Origin of the sequence: Halopelagius inordinatus (genome assembly GCF_900113245.1) — an archaeon.
Lineage (GTDB): Archaea > Halobacteriota > Halobacteria > Halobacteriales > Haloferacaceae > Halopelagius > Halopelagius inordinatus.
On record NZ_FOOQ01000004.1, the window covers coordinates 21,778 to 37,562 of the forward strand.

Here is a 15,785-nt window from a genome sequence, read left to right on the forward strand (position 1 = left end):
CGAGCTACCTCACTCCGAACTGTCGTCGTCTTCGGTTTCGACGACCTCGATGATGTCGAGGGGGACGTCGCGGAGTGCGCCGCCGACTTCGCTCTTTGCGATGCGGGAGGCGTGTTTTTCGCCGTCGGCGTTGAACACGTCGATTTCGAGGAGGAGGCCGACGAGCGCCGTGTTCGCCGCGATGAACGCGGAGTCGAACGGTTCGCCGCAGGCGGGACACGGCGTCGCGCCGACTTCCACCTCGACGTACTCTTTGTTCTTGTCGTTCAGACGCTTGCCCGCTTCGCTGACTGCCACGCCGATGGCGTCGTCGATTCCGTCTACGTCCCGGACGAGCCAAGCGGCTTCCATGGCCACGAGATAGTTGCTCATACTACGTCCTGACGCCGCGGGGTTTCGTGTCTTGTGGTTCGCCCGCGCGAGAAACAGCGTCGCCCCCGCCCTCTTCCTCGTCGTCCGCGCTTCGGCCGCGATTCCGCCCTCGGCGAGGGACTGCCGCGCGTGCCCGGCGAATGCGGATGCGACCGGAATCGTCGCCATAACTTATGCAGACGAGCGGGACGGCTAACCGAACTCCTACCGAGTGAGACGCCCGAACCCCAGTACAGTTGTTCGATAGACAAGTCCGGTTTAATCGCCAGACGTCATCGGTGTCGGAGTCGAGAGCGACGGAGAAGGTTTATATAGCGGCGTCTCCGCTCGCTCGATAGACAGCGCGATGATACACGCAATGCACAGGGGCGTTACGTTCGTCCTCTATCAGCTCACCCTGATGCTCGGAATCCTCATGATGCCAGTCGCCCTCTTCACGCGGCGACTCGGCGTCACCCTCCCCGTCAACCGACTCGTCGACGCCGCCGGGACGGCGTACGAACGCGCGAGCGCCGGAGCCCACGCACAGTCGAACTGAACCACCGCTCCGTTCTCCGAACTCCACACTCGACCACCGAGAGCGACGGCAGTCGCGTCGGCGCTCCGTCGTGCGGTTTCTTCGCTCGCGTGTGCCGACAGACGAAACGGGCAACAGCGGGGGTAAGGGTTGCATTTATCAGCGCAGGGCTGTAAGGTCTGATAATGCGAACTCCGAGCGACGATATCTCTGGCCGCCTCGACCCGCTGAACGGCGACCACTCCAACGTGTTCGCGCCGGAACTCGGCGAGTTTCCCAACGCGAACGAACGAGCAAGTGAGATGGGCGACAAAGAGACGAAGACGGGGACGACCACCGTCGGCCTGAAGACGGACGACGGCGTCGTCCTCGCGACGGACATGCGCGCGAGTCTGGGCCGCATGGTCTCCTCGAAGGACGTCCAGAAGGTCGAAGAGATTCACCCGACGGGCGCGTTGACCATCGCCGGATCCGTCTCGGCGGCGCAGTCTCTCATCCGGTCTATCCGCGCGGAAGTGCGCCTCTACGAGTCGCGCCGCGGCGAGGACATGAGCATGCAGGCGCTTTCGACGCTCCTCGGGAACTTCCTGCGCTCGGGAGCGTTCTACATCGTCCAGCCCATCCTCGGCGGCGTCGACTCCGAGGGTGCGCACATCTACAGCATCGACCCCGCGGGTTCCATCCTCGAAGAGGAGTACACCGTCACCGGGTCGGGCAGTCAGTACGCGCTGGGTGTGCTCGAACAAGAGTACGACGACGACCTGAGCGTCGACGAGGCCAAGACGGTGGCCGCCCGCGCCATCCAGAGCGCCGTCGAACGCGACCTGGCGTCCGGCAACGGCATCAACGTCGCCGTCGTCACCGAGGACGGCGTCGACATCACGCGGCACAAAGACTTCGAAGACCTCCTGTAAGTCGGCCCGCCGCCGAAGACCCGCAGTCGCTCTCTTCTACAACCAGTCCGCGAACGACCCGTCGACGAGCGTCTCGCTTTGCCGTCCGATGTACTCCCGTTGCATCGAGGTGACTGCGTCCTCGAACGACGCGCCGTCCGCGAGTTCCTCTCGAACCCGCGTCACCTTCCACGACGCGGGCGTACAGCCCGCATCGAGGCGGGCGCGGAGCGGTTCGATGTACCGGTCGGCCTCCTCCTCGGAACAGCCGGCCGACCGAAGTCCGTCCGCGGCGTGGGCCAACAGGTCCTCGTAGACGCGTTCTCGGTCCACCGTCTCCTCGCCGGCGTTCGTTATCCAGCGCTGTCCGCCGTCGAGACCGTCTCGCATCGCCGAGTAGAAGTTCTCGCGTGCGGTCTCCCAGTTCTGGTCGATGACCGGGTGTTCGCGCTTCGTGAGGCTCTCCATCAACCCCGCGAAGGCCGCTTGGAACGCGACGGAGTCGCGGACCGTCGGTTGCGCCGCGACGGGGCGGAACTCGATTCGCGCGTTCGCGGAGGACTTCGTCGCCCCCTCGAACACCGGCCGAACCCACCGCCAGAAGGTTCCGTGTTTCCGGCGCAGAGTGGCGAACTGGTCGTCGAACCGGTCGCCGCGGGGGACGGGCATCGGAACCGTGGTCGCGTCCTGTGCGACCCGGTCGACCGCCTCCTCTATGCCCGAGAGGTCCTCCGGGAAGCGAACTTTCTCGGTGTCGCCGGTGTTGAGGACCGATTCGAAGACGGCGATGCGGTTCTCCATGTGGCTATCTTCGAGAATCTCCTGTGCGTCCGCGTCGTCGTAGAGGTCGGGCGGGAAGAACGGCGAGTTCACGCCGAGTGCGAGAAGCGGTCCGGCCACGCGGAGCGCGTAGTTGAAGTAAAGCGGGAGGTCGGCGGCGTGTGCGACCTGATAGTGCGGTTGGATGGAGGTGATGAGAGACTCGGGCATCACCGTGTCCGCTTCGAGTTCGACGTGCGGCGCTTCGATGCTCATCGTGTCCGGCACGTTCGGCCCGTTTGCCATCGCGTGGTACCGCACGGAGTCGCTCATGTTCGTCGCCATCCGCACGTCGTCGAAACTGACGCTGTCGGTGAGATACTCGCGGGCGGTCTCTCCGGCCGGGGGGATGGTCCACAGACCGTCGCTGACGAGACGTATCCCCTCGGCGTTCGTACAGTCGAGTGCGGCAGAGAGGCGAGACCGAATCTCGGACTCTTGGGCGCGGAGGCCGTGGGGGTTCAACGGTTGGGGACTCGTCGTCATCTCGGCGTTGTGAAGCCCCAACTCCTTTTCGAAGCCCATGAGTTCGAGGAGTCGCCTCGGAACCCGCATGAGAGCGTGGACGCCGTCGTCTTCGCTCGCGGTCCACCGGCCGTCGGCGACGGCGTAAAACTCGTACTCGAACCCGACGATGGACTGGTAGTTGTCGAACGTTCCGGCGGCCAGTTCCGACTTCACGACGTCGGCGTCGGCCTCCGCTTGCGCCTCGTACTCCTCCGGGTCCACGGAGAGTACGTCCCGCACGCGCGCCGCGAGGTCGTCGCTCATAGGCACCCCTGTGGAGTCGAACGGCTTGAATCCCGTGGCTGCACCGCGTATTGCCACCGAACGGCACCCACGGGGGACGTTCACAAACGCCCATCGGTCGCCGCGTCGCCCCGCCGAACCGAGTCGGCGGACTTTTTCGCTCCGGGCGGGTACGTCGGGCCGATGGAGTTCGCCGAGTTCGCCGCCCGAGCGTCGGAGATGGAAGCAGAGCCCGCGGATTTGGCCACCGTGGCGCTGGTCCGTAACCTGTTTCGCGACGCGGGCGATGACCTCCCCGTCGTCGTCCGTTTCGTGCAAGGCCGGGTGTTCCCGGCGTGGGATTCGACCACGCTCGACGTCGGGCCGCGCCTCCTCCACGAGGCCATCGCCCGGGCGGCGGGGACGAACGTCACCGCCGACGACGTGGAGGACGAACTCGCGGACGTGGGCGAAATCGGGGCCGTCGCGGAGGGGTACGACTTCGGCGGGCAACGGGGACTCGCCGCGTTCGCCGGCGGCACGGACGGACTCACCGTCGCCGAGGTGGACGAGACGCTTCGCGAACTCGCCGCCGCCGACGGCGAGGGGAGCGAAGACAGGAAGCTCAACACCCTGTTCGGTCTGTTCAACCGGTGTTCGCCCGAGGAGGCGAAGTTCCTCGCGCGACTCGTCCTCTCCGAGATGCGAATCGGCGTCGGCGAGGGAACCGTCCGCGACGCCGTCGCCGAAGCGTTCCTGGCCGACGCCGCCGACGGCGACGGGGCGGGCGCGGACGAATCGGCGGACACGGACGACGGCGATGCGGACGAAGCGACGGGGGCGGACGGTACCGACGAGGAGGCAGACGAGAGAGAGGATCCGACGATTCTCGCGACCGACGACGAACTCGAAGCGGTCGAACGCGCCCTGCAGGTGTCGAACGACTACGGGATGGTGGCGACGGTGGCCCGCGCCGACGGGGAGTCCGGACTCGCCGGGGTGCACCTCGAAGTCGGCCGCCCGGTGCAGGCGATGTTGGCGCAGGCGGGCACCGTCACGGACGCCGTAGACGCGTGGGACGAGGCGGCGGTCGAAACGAAGTTCGACGGCGCGCGCGTCCAAGTCCACTACGACGAGGCGGCGGGCGAGGTGTCTCTGTTCTCGCGGAACATGGACGACGTGACCGACCCCCTTCCGGAAGTGGTCGAGTTCGTCGAGGCGAACGTCGACCGGTCGGTCATCGTGGACGGCGAAGTCGTCGCCGTAGACGACGAGGGCGACCCCCTGCCGTTTCAGGAGATTCTCCGCCGCTTCCGCCGCAAACACGACGTGAGTCGGATGCGCGAGGAAGTGCGCGTCGAATTCTGCGCGTTCGACTGCCTGCACGACGACGGCGAGGACCTGTTGGACGCGCCGTTGACCGCCCGGCACGACCGATTGACCGACGTTCTCGGCGATTCCGGCGCCGTCTCGGAACTGCTTGTCTCGTCGGACGCAGACGAGATAGCCGCTTTCGAAGAGCGCGCGTTGGAGGCGGGACACGAAGGAATCATGCTGAAGAACCCCGACTCGACGTACTCGCCCGGGAACCGGGGGAAAAACTGGCTGAAACGAAAGCCCGACGTGGAGACGTTGGACCTCGTCGTCACGGGCGCCGAGTGGGGCGAGGGTCGGCGCGCGGAGTTCCTCGGCACCTTCCTGCTCTCGGCGCGGACGGACGAGGGCTACGAGACCATCGGGAAGGTGGCGACGGGCATCACGGACGAGAGACTCGCGGACCTGACCGACCTGCTCGAACCGGAGATACGGGCCGAAGACGGCCAAGAGGTGGACCTGCGGCCGTCTGTCGTCTTCGAGGTGGGCTACGAGGAGATACAGGAGTCGCCGACGTACTCCTCGGGATACGCCCTGCGATTCCCGCGATTCGTCTCCGTCCGCGGAGACAAAGACCCCGAAGACGCGGACTCTCTCGAACGCGTCGAACGCCTCGCCGACGCCCAGTAGCCGGTGACGGCGGACGCTCGCGGTTCGTACGGGCGTCCCGGGTCGGTGACGCTTCCGCAATCGGTTACTACGAGCGGTCTGTAGGGCACGGTATGACCGTTCGACACCGCGACCTCTCGGTTTCGTGGCTCGGCTACGCCACCGTCCGCATCGAGACGCCCGACGGCTTCGTCGCCTACCTCGACCCCGGCCGGTACGGCGTCCTCGACGGCTACTACCCCCGAGACGGCGACGTCGTCTGTATCACGCACGACCACCACTACGACTCCGACGCCGTCGAACAGGTGGCGAGCGAGGACGCCACCGTCGTCGCGTACGAGGCCATCGACGCCGCGAACATCGACCGCGACGTGACGCCCGTCGAGGACCTCCCGTACGAGACGGTTCGCGTGGGCGACGAAGACCACCTCGCCGTGGGTCCGGCGGACGTCTGGAGCGTTCCGGCGTACAACGAACCCGACGGCCCCCACGCGAACGACGACGGGAGCGTCACTCACCCCGAGGGGTTCGGCTGCGGTTTCCGCCTCTCGGTGGACGGCACCGCCTTCTTTTGGCCCGGCGACTCCGACGCCCTCGACGGCTTCGAACGCCTCTCTGCGGACGTGTTCCTCGCCAACATCGGCGGAAGCGTCGTGATGGACCGCCACGAGGCGGCCGACTTGGCGGAGGCGCTCGACCCCGAACTCGTCGTTCCGATTCACTACGACACCATCGACCTCCTCACCGCCGACCCGAAGGCGTTCGCGGCGGACGTGGCGTCCCGCGGCGTCCCCGTCGTCATCGACGACCCCGAAGAACGACCGGCCTGAGTCGCCTCCCCGGACCTGCGAACCGCGGAAAGGACTTTGCGCCGCCGGGCCGTGGTGGCCGGTAGATGATACAACCGGCGACTGCCCCGACCGACTCCGGGTTTATCGACGGACGCGTCCCCTACTACCGCACCGGCGACGGCCCGCAGACGCTTCTTTTCGTGCCCGGTCTGAGCGAGGCGTTCGACAGGCACCCGAACTGGCGACTCGCGCAGATGCTCGGGCGGACGTACGACGGATTGACCGACGACTACACCGTTTGGACCGTTCCCCGACCCGACGGCATGGACCCGGGGACGACCACCCGAGATATGGCCGGGACGTACGCCACGGTCCTCGACGAACTCGGCGGCGGGCACGTCGTCGGCTACTCTATGGGAGGGTTCGTCGCCCAACATCTCGCCGCGGACTACCCCGAACTGGTAGACCGACTCGTCGTCGGGGCGGCGGCGGACAGACTCGGCGAGGGGGGCGTCTCCATCGTCGAAGCGTGGCGCGAGTTGGCCGAGAACGGCGAGTGGAGTCGCCTCTACGGTTCGACCACCCGCCACTCCTACGTCGGGTGGCGAAAGAGCGTCTACGCGCCGGTGGCCCGGGCGTTCGGCGCGGTGTCCGCCCCGCCGGTTCCGTCCGACGTCGTCGTCTCCTGCGACGCCTGTCTCGAACACGACGCGAGCGACGTCCTCGGAGATATCGACGTTCCGACGCTCGTCGTCGGCGGGTCCGAAGACCGACTGTTCCCGGAGTCTCGCCTCCGCGCGACTAAAGAGGCGGTTCCCGGTGCGAAACTCGCGCTCCTCCGCGGGGCGGGGCACGCCGCGATGGACGAACATCGCGGGCAGTTCGTCGATGTCGTGCGGCGGTTCCTCCGGGACGAACCCCTCCGGTGAGACCGGGAACATCTACCTTCGCCCGCCGAGTAGACGCGGCCATGCCACGAGAGGTTCGCCACGACGCGACCGGCCCGACGAAACTCGACGAAGACGACGTCGACGAGCAGAAAGGCGATATCGCCGTCTGTCGCTGCGGGCTCTCGTCGGACCGACCGTTCTGCGACGGGTCGCACAGAGCGACCGAAGACGAAGACGAGGAGACGGTGTACAAGTACGAGGGCGACGACGACGAAAAGCCGCGGCGCGAGATAGCCGAGATAGTGTACGTAGACGAGGAGTCGAGCGACGGCGACTGAGGCGACGGAGAGGAGACGGGGCCGTCCTCAGATGACGCCCATCTCGTCGAGGCGGGTGGGGAGATACTCGTCGGTCACGAAGTCCAGTCCGCGAGAGGCGAGCGCCTGCTGTTCCGCTTTCTTCTCGATATCGAGTTGGAGCTCTATCTGCTCCGTCCAGTAGTCGGACTGGAAGCGCGGGTCGTCGAGTTCAGACTGGAGGGCGTTCACGTCAGAGTCCGCGAGGGGGTCGGTCGGCAGGTCGTACTCGACGATATCCTCGGGTTGGATGCCGACGAACTGCGCCTCGGGCGTCGCGAGATACTCCGAGAGGTGCGCCGACTTGATGGACCCGTACGCGACGGAACCGTAGATGCGGTACGACCACGGGTCGCCGTCGGTAAAGACCACGACCGGCAGGTCGAGTTCGTCGTGCAGGCGCTTTGTGATGCGTCGCGTCGCGCGGGCGGGTTGTCCCTTCAGGTGGACGATGAGGCAGTTGTACTGGGTGTCGAAGCCGTTCTCGATGAGTCGGTCGCGCATCCCGCCGGTTTCGACGCAGAGGATGAAGTCGATGTCGTGGTCGATGAACTCGATGGTGTCTGGGTTGTTCGGAATCTGGTAGCCCCCCTCGCCGACGTCCTCTTGGCAGTGAATCTCGCGCTCGCCGCGGCGCGTCTGTTCGCGGAGTTTCAGCGGTCCCATGAGCGTCGCGCCGGACTCCTCGGGGCGCATGTGGAAGTCCTCGCGGGTGACCTTCGAGACGATTTCGAGGTCCTCTATGAGTTGGTTCGACTCGTCTTGGTCGTTGAAGTGCGCCTCTTCTGCGTCCCACGACTCGGAGAGGTAGTACAGTTCACGCAGCGTCGAAGAGCGGTTCTCTTCGAGTTGGCGGACGAGGAACTCGATTGCGTACGTCGCTTTCAGGAGTTTCCGCGCGCCGCGAACGCTGTTCGCGGAACGGGTGGATTTCCGGTCGCCGTACACCCACACCTTCGAGTCCTCGTCGAAGACGATGTTGCTCTTCGTCCGCGTGGGGATGTCCATGTGGGGGATGTCCCCCTCGTCGAACTGGTCGTAGAACTTCACCGCGAGGTCGATGAGACGTTCGCGCGCGAGTTCGTCGTCTGATTTCGTGCTCATTTGTTTAGGTGTTGATGGTCAGTTTCTCCGTCTCGACGCCGTCGACGTTGATGTCGAACGACGCGTCCGATACGACGGTGTAGGTGAGTTCGGCCGTCTCGCCGGCGGAGACAGAGGGGTTCCACTTGACGAACCACTCGCCGTCTAAGTCCACGACGGTGGCGTCGTCGGGCACGTCAGCCGGTTCCGCCGAGACGATGTCGGTGATGTCGGGGTTCTCCGTCCGGTCCGAGTGGTTCTCGACGCTCAGAGTGACGGTGTCGCCGTCGACGACGCGTTCGACGCCGACGTTGTTCATGATGCGCGCCAACGCCCCGTCGATGTTCGGCCGTTGTCGGCCCGTCACTTCCGAGAGTTTGTCGGCCATGTCGGGCAGAATCTTCCCGAGGACGTCCTGTTTCTTCCGCCGTTTCTGCATCGACCGCCGCTTGTTGAGGTAGGACTTCAGTTCGCGGGCGGCCTCTCGGATGGCGAGTTCTATCTCGTCTTCGATGGCCGGGATGTTCGCGAGGGCGTCTTTCGATTCGCTCGTGAACGGCACGTTCGTCGAGGCGACGTGGACCATGATGACCGCCGGGCCGTTCGGCATCCCCGACCCGCCGGGTTGGTCGAGGCCGTAGTTCCGCCAACCGATCTGTTTTACCACGTCCGTCGTGGCGCAGGCCCCGCGTTGGTAGACGAGGGGAACGCGGTTGGCGAACCGAAGCAGGTCCACCGACCCGCCGTCCGCGAGTTCGCCGCCGTAGGCGATGCCCGCCTCGACGATGAACGGGTCGCCGCCGTGGACGTCCGCGTCGCGCGTCGCCGCGGCGTAGAAGTCGGCGTCGTACTCCTTGCGGAGGCCCGCCTCGACGAGTTCGGCGGTGATGGGCGACAGGCAGTTCGTCGGCGGCGCGAGGATGTCGGTCTCTCGCATCGCCTCCAACAGTTCCGAGGCGGTGTCTCTGTCACCGGCCACCTCCGAGACTTTCGGAACCTCGTCGGGGACGGTCCGCATCGCGGACCAGACCGCCTCGACGACGTTCTCGCGGGCCGTCTCGCCGATGGAGAGCCCGTCGTTCGCAGAGACGAGAACGTCCGCGGACCGATCGACGTACTCGCGCACCTGCGACTTCGTCGCGCGGTGTCGCGCCGGGCCGTCGGCGAACTTCTCGCCGATTCGCGCCGCGAGTCCCGACACCGTCTCGTCGTCCTTCCGAGTGCTCGTCGCGTCGTCGACGAGGCCGTAGAGGTCGGCGGTCACGTCGGCGGTGAGAGCGCCCCACGCCGCTTCGACAGCGTTCTCCCGCACCGTCTCGCCGAAGGTGACGTCGTGGTCCTCACCGACGTCTTCCGCGACGGTGGCGACGATAGATTCGAGTTCGGCGTGGGCGGTCCGGTCGCGGTTCCGCAGGGTGTCCGCGACGCGGGCGGCGAACTCGGACGTCGCCGCCGCGCCCTTGTTGACGACGGCGTCCTCGATCGCGTTTTCGAGGTCCGTCTCCGCCTCCGCTCTCGGTTCGGCGGCGCGCCACGCCATCTCCCGGCCGAAGTGCCGGTCGCGGAAGTTGTTCAACACCTTCTGGGACGTCTTCGCGCCGACGCGGGTGAACTCCTCTTGCAGGAAGCCCGAAACCGAGTACGACTCAGTCGCCCCGAGCATCTTGATGAGCGTCCCGAGTTCGACGCCGTGGGGGTGGGGTCGAATCTCCTCTGTCTCTTTCGGGAGACTCGCGCCCTCGACGCGTTCGTACCGGCGCGCTTCGTCGAGGCCGGGTTCGTCGAGGGTGAGTCGCGCGTGGGGGTTGACGACCGCCGTGTGTTTCACGTAGTCGTGTAGTTGCTGGCGGGCGCGCATGTTCGCCTCCATCTCGACTTCGATTCTGGTGCCGTGGGTCGGCGACAGTTCCGACTCCGCGGGCGAACGCTCCTCTTCGACCTGAATCTCGGGTTCGTTCGTGTCCGTGTCGATGATGAGTTCGAAGTACTGAGCGGTCTCGGACCCCTGCGTTCGACTCGTCACCTTCGCGGGCTTGCCGGACGTGAGTTGCGCGTAGAGAACCGCCGCGGAGATACCGATACCCTGCTGACCGCGGGACTGTTCGCGGGCGTGGAAACGAGAGCCGTAGAGCAGTTTCCCGAATACTTTCGGAATCTGTTCGCGCGTTATTCCGGGGCCGTTGTCTTCGACGACGAGCGTGTAGTAGTCGCCCGACTCGCGAATCTCGATGGAGATGTCGGGCATGATTCCGGCTTCCTCGGTCGCGTCGAGGGCGTTGTCCACCGCTTCCTTGACGGCGGTCACCATCCCTCTGGCGCCCGAATCGAAGCCGAGCATGTGCTTGTTCTTCTCGAAGAACTCGGCGATGGAGATTGCTCGCTGGCTCTCCGCCAGCTCCTCGGCGATCCCCGCCTCTTCGCCGAGCGTCGACTGGAACGAGGTCATTCTGTGCCGAGAAGTTCCCGATGGACAGTTAAAACGTGTTCGGGAGCGGAGTGAAAGTGAACGCGACGGCGCGCCGAGAACCTGTCGAGCGAGCGAGAGAAAATCGCGGTACCGAGACGGGGTGGGCGGTACCCACAGTACGGTATGTTCACTTACGCGCGCCCGCGTACGAGGGGTTTAAGGGCGGAGATGGCTTAGGCGGAGATAGGTTCTATGTCACGAGAAAACGAGTACGGGGCCGGACAAATTCAGGTCCTCGAAGGGCTAGAAGCGGTCCGAAAACGTCCGGCGATGTACATCGGGTCCACGGACGCACGGGGATTACACCACCTCGTGTACGAAGTCGTGGACAACTCTATCGACGAGGCTCTCGCGGGGTACTGCGACGACATCGACGTCGCAGTCCACGAAGACGGGTCCGTCTCAGTCACAGACAACGGCCGCGGCATCCCGGTCGATACGCACGAGCAGTACGACCGGCCCGCAGTCGAAGTCATCATGACCGTCCTCCACGCGGGCGGAAAGTTCGACAACAAGTCGTATCAGGTCTCCGGCGGCCTCCACGGCGTCGGCGTCTCCGTCGTCAACGCCCTCTCGCAGAGTCTGAAAGTCGAGATAAAGCGCGACGGCGCGGTCTGGGAACACGAGTTCGACCACGGCGAACCCGTGGCCGACGCCTTCGAACGCGTCCGCGACCTCGAACCGGACGAAGATACGGGCACGACGATCCAGTTCTGGCCCGACGAGGATATCTTCGAGACGACGGAGTTCGACTTCTCCACGCTCGAAAACCGCCTCCGGGAACTGGCGTTTCTCAACTCCGGCGTCCAGATATCCCTCCGAGACGAGGTCGGAGACGAAGAGAGCAGTTTCCGCTTCGAGGGCGGAATCCGCGAGTTCGTCGGCTACCTCAACGAGACGAAGACGCTCCTCCACGAGGACGTCATCTACTACGACGACGAAGCGCAGGGCATCGAAGTCGAGGTGGCGATGCAGGCCACAGAGGAGTTGCAGGGCTCCATCCACGCCTTCGCGAACAACATAAACACCAGAGAGGGCGGGACGCACCTCACGGGCTTTAAGACCGCGCTCACACGCGTCGTCAACGACTACGCCAAGACCAACGACCTGCTCGACGACCTCGACTCGCTGAAGGGCGAGGACGTCCGCGAGGGTCTGACCGCGGTCATCTCCATCAAGCACCCCGACCCGCAGTTCGAGGGGCAGACGAAGACGAAACTCGGAAACAGCGAAGTCCGAGGCATCGTCGAGTCCGTCACCCACGAGCAACTCGGGACCTACTTCGAGGAGAACCCGGGCACCGCCCAGTCGATAATCATGAAGGCCGTCGAGGCGGCGAAGGCGCGGAAGGCCGCGAAGAAAGCGGAGGAACTCACGCGCCGGAAGTCCGCGCTCGAATCCACCGCGCTCCCGGGCAAACTCGCGGACTGTCAGTCTCGCGACCCAGAGGAGTCGGAACTCGTCATCGTCGAGGGCGACTCCGCGGGCGGGTCCGCAAAGCAGGGCCGCAACCGGCGGTTCCAGGCCATTCTCCCCCTGAAGGGGAAGATTCTGAACGTCGAGAAACACCGCTTGGACCGGGTGTTAGAGAACAACGAGGTTCGCTCTCTCATCACCGCAATCGGCGCGGGCGTCGGAGAGGAGTTCGACATCGAAGAGGCGCGGTACCACCGAATCATCCTGATGACCGACGCCGACGTCGACGGCGCGCACATCCGGACGCTGCTTCTCACGCTCCTCTATCGCCACATGCGGCCGCTTTTGGAGGCGGGATACGTCTACGCAGCGAAACCACCGCTCTACCGCGTTCGCTACCGAGGCGAGACGTACGACGCGATGACCGAAGAAGAACGCGACAGGATAATCGAGGAGAAATGCAACGGCAACCCGACTCAGGTCCAACGGTTCAAGGGTCTCGGCGAGATGAACCCCGACCAACTGTGGGACACGACGATGGACCCCGAGAACAGGGTGTTAAAGCAGATAAGCATCGAGGACGCCGCCGCCGCGGACCGGATGTTCAACATCCTGATGGGCGACGCCGTCGAACCGCGAAAGCAGTTCATCAAAGAGCACTCGGACGACGCAGAGTGGGTGGACATCTGATATGAGTTCGGACGCACCAGACGAATTCGAACCCGGGTCGGGCATCGCCGCGACAGTCGAGAACGCCCGCATCGAACAGGAGATGGAGCAGTCGTACATCGACTACGCGATGTCCGTCATCGCGGGGCGCGCACTGCCGGACGTCCGCGACGGACTCAAGCCCGTCCACCGGCGCATCCTCTATGCGATGCACGAGGCGGGGGTCACCCCCCGGACCTCTCACCGGAAGTCCTCCTCCATCGTCGGCGAGACGATGGGTGACTACCACCCGCACGGCGACTCGGCCATCTACGACGCCCTCGCCCGGATGGCGCAGGACTTCTCGATGCGATACCCCCTCGTCGACGGACAGGGGAACTTCGGGTCCATCGACGGCGACCCGCCGGCCGCGATGCGGTACACCGAGGCGCGGATGGACTCCATCACGCAGGAACTCCTCGCCGACATCGACAAAGACACCGTCGACTTCCAACCGAACTACGACGACCGGAAACGGGAACCGTCGGTGCTGCCCGCTTCGTTCCCGAACCTGCTCGTCAACGGCTCTTCGGGTATCGCAGTCGGGATGTCGACGAACATCCCGCCACACAACCTCGGAGAGGTCATCGACGCGACGGTCCACCTCATCCACAACCCCGACTGTACGGTCGAGGACCTGATGGAGCACGTGAAGGGACCGGACTTCCCGACTGGCGCGAACATCGTCGGACGCAACGCCGTCCACAAGGCGTACAAGACCGGACGCGGGCGCGTCCGCGTTCGCGCCGAGTTCGAAGTCGAAGACGACGACCGAATCGTCATCACGGAACTGCCTTACCAGACGAACAAGGCGCGCCTCATCGAACGCATCGCTGACAACGTAAACGAGGGGAAGATAGAGGGAATCCGCGACCTGCGCGACGAGTCAGACCGCGACGGCATCCGCGTCGTCGTCGAACTCAAGCGCGGCGCGAACGCCGAGGTGGTGAAGAACCAACTGCTCGAACACCACCTCGAATCCACGTTCGGCGTCATCAACCTCGCCCTCGTGGACGGCCAACCCCGGGTTCTCACGCTGAAAGAGACGCTCGCGGAGTATCTCGACCACCGGCGGACGGTCGTGCGCCGTCGCTCCGAGTACGAACTCGCCGAGGCGGAAGACAGAGCGCACATCCTCGAAGGCCGACTCACAGCACTCGACAACATCGACGCGGTGGTCGAGACCATCCGCAACTCCGAGAGTCGAGACGACGCGAAGGCCGCACTCCGCGGCGAACAGGTCGCGGAAGTCGACGGCGAACCGCTTCCGACGTTCGAGTTCTCCGAGGACCAAGCGGACCACATCGTCGCGATGCAACTCGGCTCTCTGACCTCGATGGAGGCGGCCGAGATTCAGTCCGAGTACGAGGACGTGCAGGCGCGAATCGACCGCCTCAACGAGATTCTCTCGGACACCTCCGAACTCGACGCCGTCATAGAGGAGGAACTCCTCGACATCAAAGACCAGTACGCCGACGAACGCCGCACCTCGTTCATCGAGGACACGGGTAACGTCACCCACGAGGACCTCATCGCCGAAGAGGACACCGTCGTCGTCGTCACCGAGGAAGACTACATAAAGCGGATGTCCCTCGACAGGTTCCGCGCCCAACGGCGCGGCGGGAAGGGGATTATCGGCACCGAACTCAAAGAGGGCGACCGAGTCTCCTCGGTGTTCGTCGCCAGTACCCACGACTACCTGCTTTACTTCACGAACCACGGGCAGGTGTACCAACTGAAGACGTACCAGATTCCGGAGATGAGTCGGACCGCCCGCGGCAAGTCCGCGGTGAACCTGTTGGACTTGGACGACGGCGAGGAGATTACCGCCGTCGTCAACTGCACCGACATCGAAGACGAGACGGACAAGTTCCTCACGATGGTCACCCGCGAGGGGTACATCAAGCGGACGAGCGTCGATAACTTCCAGAACATCCTCTCTACCGGCATCATCGCCACCACGCTAGACGAGGGCGACGAACTCGAAGACGTGGAGGTGACGGACGGCGAACGCGACCTGATACTCGCCACCCGAGAGGGGATGTCCATCCGCTTCCACGAGGACGAGGTGCGCCCGATGGGTCGGTCCGCCCGGGGCGTCCGAGGCATCAAACTCGAAGGCGACGACACGGTGGCGGGCGTCGCCGCCGTCGACGAGGAGATACACAACTGGGTGTTGACCGTCACGAAGAACGGGTACGGAAAGCGCACCGATATCGAGAACTACCGCCCGCAGTCGCGCAACGGGAAGGGTCTGATAGACATCAAGACGAACGAACGCAACGGCCCCGTCTGCGCGATGGAGACTGTCGGATACGGCGACCACCTGTTCGTCATGAGTTCCGACGGCCAGATCGTCCGCACGCCCGTCGAGGACGTCTCCACCGTCGGGCGGAACACGATGGGCGTCATCGTGATGGACTTAGACGCCGGCGACGCCGTCGCGTCCGTGGACGTCTACAACGAGGAGCGTTCGACGGCCGTAGACGCCGACGCCGACGCCGACGCGGAGGCGGACGACGACGCCGAGACGGACGGAGAAGCCGACACCGTCGAACTCGAAGAGATAGACGAAGACGACGTCGGAGACATCACCACGGAAGGTCTCGAAGACGGCGAACTCGGCGCCGAGTAAGCCCCCCGCGGTCTCTTTTCGCGTCTCCGCCTCACCCGACAAAGAGCGCGTTCGTTCACCGGAAACGAGGTGTGGGGCGGTTTCGTATCGCCCGCGTCGAGAACCGGTGAAAACGAAAGTGCGGTG

General features: G+C 65.0%; 12 protein-coding genes. 8 read left to right on the forward strand and 4 right to left on the reverse strand.

Annotated elements, in window-relative coordinates; translation table 11 throughout:
• Positions 1–9: 9 nt before the first annotated feature.
• A complete protein-coding gene (locus tag BM167_RS13595) occupies positions 10–372 on the reverse strand; it encodes a DUF555 domain-containing protein (protein WP_092893411.1) in 363 nt (120 codons plus the stop codon).
• A gap of 358 nt (positions 373–730) precedes the next feature.
• Between BM167_RS13595 and BM167_RS13600 the strand changes: the two genes are divergently transcribed.
• Together BM167_RS13600 and psmB are read left to right on the forward strand one after the other, a co-directional pair.
• Positions 731–910, forward strand: a complete 180-nt coding sequence (locus tag BM167_RS13600; protein ID WP_394327245.1) for a hypothetical protein — start codon at positions 731–733, stop codon at positions 908–910.
• Positions 911–1,074: 164 nt separating this feature from the next.
• Entirely contained in the window at positions 1,075–1,803 is a 729-nt protein-coding gene (gene psmB / locus BM167_RS13605; protein WP_092893273.1) for an archaeal proteasome endopeptidase complex subunit beta, read from the forward strand.
• 36 nt (positions 1,804–1,839) lie between these two features.
• On the opposite strand, the gene BM167_RS13610 is transcribed toward psmB, so the two are convergent.
• Positions 1,840–3,372: a glutamate-cysteine ligase family protein gene (locus tag BM167_RS13610; protein WP_092893274.1), complete on the reverse strand. Its 1,533-nt coding sequence runs from the start codon at positions 3,370–3,372 to the stop codon at positions 1,840–1,842.
• Positions 3,373–3,534: 162 nt separating this feature from the next.
• Here BM167_RS13610 and ligA point away from each other — a divergent pair, with 162 nt between their 5' ends.
• From ligA to BM167_RS13630, 4 genes are all read left to right on the forward strand, one after another.
• On the forward strand, positions 3,535–5,334 hold the full coding sequence (gene ligA, locus BM167_RS13615) for an ATP-dependent DNA ligase LigA (RefSeq protein ID WP_092893275.1): 1,800 nt from the start codon (positions 3,535–3,537) through the stop codon (positions 5,332–5,334).
• A 92-nt stretch (positions 5,335–5,426) separates the two neighbouring features.
• Complete coding sequence (locus tag BM167_RS13620) at positions 5,427–6,143, forward strand: MBL fold metallo-hydrolase (RefSeq protein WP_092893276.1); 717 nt, start codon at positions 5,427–5,429, stop codon at positions 6,141–6,143.
• 65 nt (positions 6,144–6,208) lie between these two features.
• Entirely contained in the window at positions 6,209–7,033 is an 825-nt protein-coding gene (locus tag BM167_RS13625) for an alpha/beta fold hydrolase (RefSeq protein ID WP_092893277.1), read from the forward strand.
• Between the two features lie 41 nt (positions 7,034–7,074).
• Entirely contained in the window at positions 7,075–7,332 is a 258-nt protein-coding gene (locus BM167_RS13630; protein WP_092893278.1) for a CDGSH iron-sulfur domain-containing protein, read from the forward strand.
• 27 nt (positions 7,333–7,359) lie between these two features.
• Here the strand turns inward: BM167_RS13630 and BM167_RS13635 are convergent, their stop codons facing one another.
• Both BM167_RS13635 and BM167_RS13640 read right to left on the reverse strand, forming a co-directional pair.
• Positions 7,360–8,454: a DNA topoisomerase IV subunit A gene (locus tag BM167_RS13635; protein ID WP_092893279.1), complete on the reverse strand. Its 1,095-nt coding sequence runs from the start codon at positions 8,452–8,454 to the stop codon at positions 7,360–7,362.
• Positions 8,455–8,458: 4 nt separating this feature from the next.
• The gene (locus BM167_RS13640) at positions 8,459–10,879 is read right to left on the reverse strand and encodes a DNA topoisomerase VI subunit B (RefSeq protein WP_092893280.1); all 2,421 of its coding nucleotides are present in this window, start codon (positions 10,877–10,879) and stop codon (positions 8,459–8,461) included.
• A 213-nt stretch (positions 10,880–11,092) separates the two neighbouring features.
• Here BM167_RS13640 and gyrB point away from each other — a divergent pair, with 213 nt between their 5' ends.
• Both gyrB and gyrA read left to right on the forward strand, forming a co-directional pair.
• Positions 11,093–13,006 (forward strand): DNA topoisomerase (ATP-hydrolyzing) subunit B, encoded by a 1,914-nt coding sequence (gyrB, locus tag BM167_RS13645; protein WP_092893281.1) that lies wholly within the window; start codon positions 11,093–11,095, stop codon positions 13,004–13,006.
• Position 13,007: 1 nt separating this feature from the next.
• Positions 13,008–15,659, forward strand: coding sequence for a DNA gyrase subunit A (gyrA, locus tag BM167_RS13650; protein ID WP_092893282.1), 2,652 nt, complete (start codon positions 13,008–13,010; stop codon positions 15,657–15,659).
• The last annotated feature ends 126 nt before the right edge of the window (positions 15,660–15,785 follow it).